This window comes from Neobacillus drentensis (assembly GCF_036966985.1).
Taxonomy (GTDB): domain Bacteria; phylum Bacillota; class Bacilli; order Bacillales; family Cytobacillaceae; genus Neobacillus; species Neobacillus drentensis_E.
The window spans coordinates 1-2,312 of the sequence record NZ_JBALSN010000414.1 but is presented as its reverse complement, the minus strand read 5'-3'; the positions used below and the strand labels follow the sequence as shown (position 1 = coordinate 2,312).

Below are 2,312 nucleotides of genomic sequence, written 5' to 3'. Positions count from 1 at the left end.
CGTTAGTTCAACAAGAAAAAGGGGCTGCCGATCACAGCTCCATCTTAAACTCAAGCACCCGTTAGTTGAAAAAGGAGCTTTATGAACGCTGACTCGTATCTAAAATATATGACTAGATATTTAATTTGTTTGCTGAACAAATTAAATCTGTTATTATCTATTTATTAAGGCTTAATTGCACTTTTCGTTCTATTATTGAATTCAGATACTAAATGGAAAGGTGTGAAAATATGTGAAATTTTTAATCACTAGTCTTATTATAATACTTTTAGCTGGAGGTACTTTTTATATGTTCAACAAGAAGAACAATTCAAACAACGAAGAAGCACCATATGCAGCGGGAATGAATTTTGACATTGAAGAGGTAGAACCTTTTTTACAACATTTATCATCCTCAGTATTGGATTCAGGTTTTAGTCAAGGAGAAATCAATACTATACAATCTGAAATTGACACAATGAAAGAGGACAATGAAGTAAAAGAAATTGGAACATTTGATGTTATTTATAAAGGAAAACCGACAAAAATACGCATTGAAGCTGAAATTCATATTGAAGATGTTGAAAAAGAAGTTGTTCTATATATGTACAGTATTCAAGAATTAGTGGAAATCATAGATGAAGAAATGCTGAAAACTGAAGAAGAAGTGAAGTAAAAAGAGATGTTGTTATTAACATCTCTTTCTTTAACTAACCTGACCGTTCGTATTATAAGGTTAACCAGAATGCTAAATATTTCTGGTTGACCTTATTTATTTTGGTCTTATTATATCAGTAGCCAGGGTAGAACGTAACTGCCCGTGGGGCTTCGACCCCGTCAACTAAACCGTTCGCCCCCTACTTGTAGAAACATGATTGAGGCTGGTTGGGACTTAGATCTCGTATAACAAGCGAAGCTGTGATACTGCATGGAGGAATTAGGGGTTACTGGCAAATTACTAGTTTAGGAGGAGATTTGAAAATGAATCCAGTCGTTGGTCTGGATGTATCAAAAGGAGAAAGTCAGGTTCAAGCATTTTTGGAAAAAGGTAAACCATATCGTAAGAGTTTTAAAGTCTCTCATACCCTTGAAGGTCTCAGTTTACTTGTAGAATTTCTAGTGGAGGTACAGAGAGAAACAGGTCAGAAACCACCTATCGTCCTGGAAGCAACAGGACACTATCATTCTCCTGTTGTTCAATACCTGGAGGACCGTGGATATTTATTGATAATCATTAATCCACTAATTTCTTATAAGGCTAAAAGTTCAAGTCTTAGAAAAGTAAAGACAGATGCGGCTGATGCTTACCATCTCTGCCAGTTGTTTTATAAAGAGGATCTTGAGCCATATAAAAAGCGAGGAGTTCAACTTTTAAACCTTCGGAATCTTACAAGGCAGCACGAAAATATAACTGGGGTATTAATTCAAACAAAGCTACAATTTCAAGCAATTCTGGACCAAGTTTTTCCCGAATATAGAGGGGTTTTTGGTGACTTATACTCAGTTGTATCACTTTTAACTCTTTCAGAGTTTCCGTCATCTGAAGATATTTTAGAGGTAAGTGTAGAAACACTGGCAGATAAAATATCTAGTTTATGTAAAAGTAGATCAACTAGATGGGCTAAGGAAAAAGCCGTTCAGCTTAAAGCTGCGGCAATCCGAAATCCGTTTGAAAAAACTGTTTAACAGAGTCATATATTGAGCTTAGGAATGTATATAAACATCATTCTTCAATACAAAGAGCATCTATCCACTTTAGAGTCAGAAATAGATGCCCTCGCTAAAGAAATTGAAGAATATAATATCATCAAATCTATCCCAGGAATCGGAGAAAAGATCGCCGCCACGATCATTTCTGAAATTGGGGAGATAGATCGATTTATTAATCCAAAAAAGCTTGTAGCTTTCGCAGGAGTTGACCCTAGTGTTTTCGAGTCTGGGAAGTTTACAGCTACCATAAATCAAATCACTAAAAGAGGGTCTAGCAGACTTCGTCACGCTTTATATATGGCTGTTCGATGTGCGATTCGTGACTGTCGTAAGAGCAAAACTAGCGATGAAATCATTCCCCGTAATAGAAAATTACGTGCTTTTTAAGATAAGAAACGTGAGGAAGGAAAACCTTTTAAAGTAGCTGTTATCGCCTGTGTGAATAAGCTCTTACATTGGATTTTTGCCTTATTAAAAAGCAAATCGACTTTCCAAGATATAGCTTAGAACCTAAATTAAACTAAAAAGCACAAAACCTTCCAAAAATGAATTAACGGAAGGTTATTTGGTATGCACATTTTTAGTATATCATGTGAATTTTAAAATTTTTATTGAAAAATATT

The 2,312-nt window shown here is 35.2% G+C and carries 1 protein-coding gene and 1 pseudogene; both read left to right on the top strand.

Going from position 1 to position 2,312, the window contains the following annotated elements; all coding sequences use genetic code 11:
• Window positions 1–289: 289 nt before the first annotated feature.
• On the top strand, window positions 290–655 hold the full coding sequence (locus V7659_RS23825; RefSeq protein WP_335542633.1) for a hypothetical protein: 366 nt from the start codon (window positions 290–292) through the stop codon (window positions 653–655).
• A 305-nt stretch (window positions 656–960) separates the two neighbouring features.
• Window positions 961–2,196: pseudogene (locus V7659_RS23820) on the top strand (IS110 family transposase).
• Window positions 2,197–2,312 lie beyond the last annotated feature (116 nt).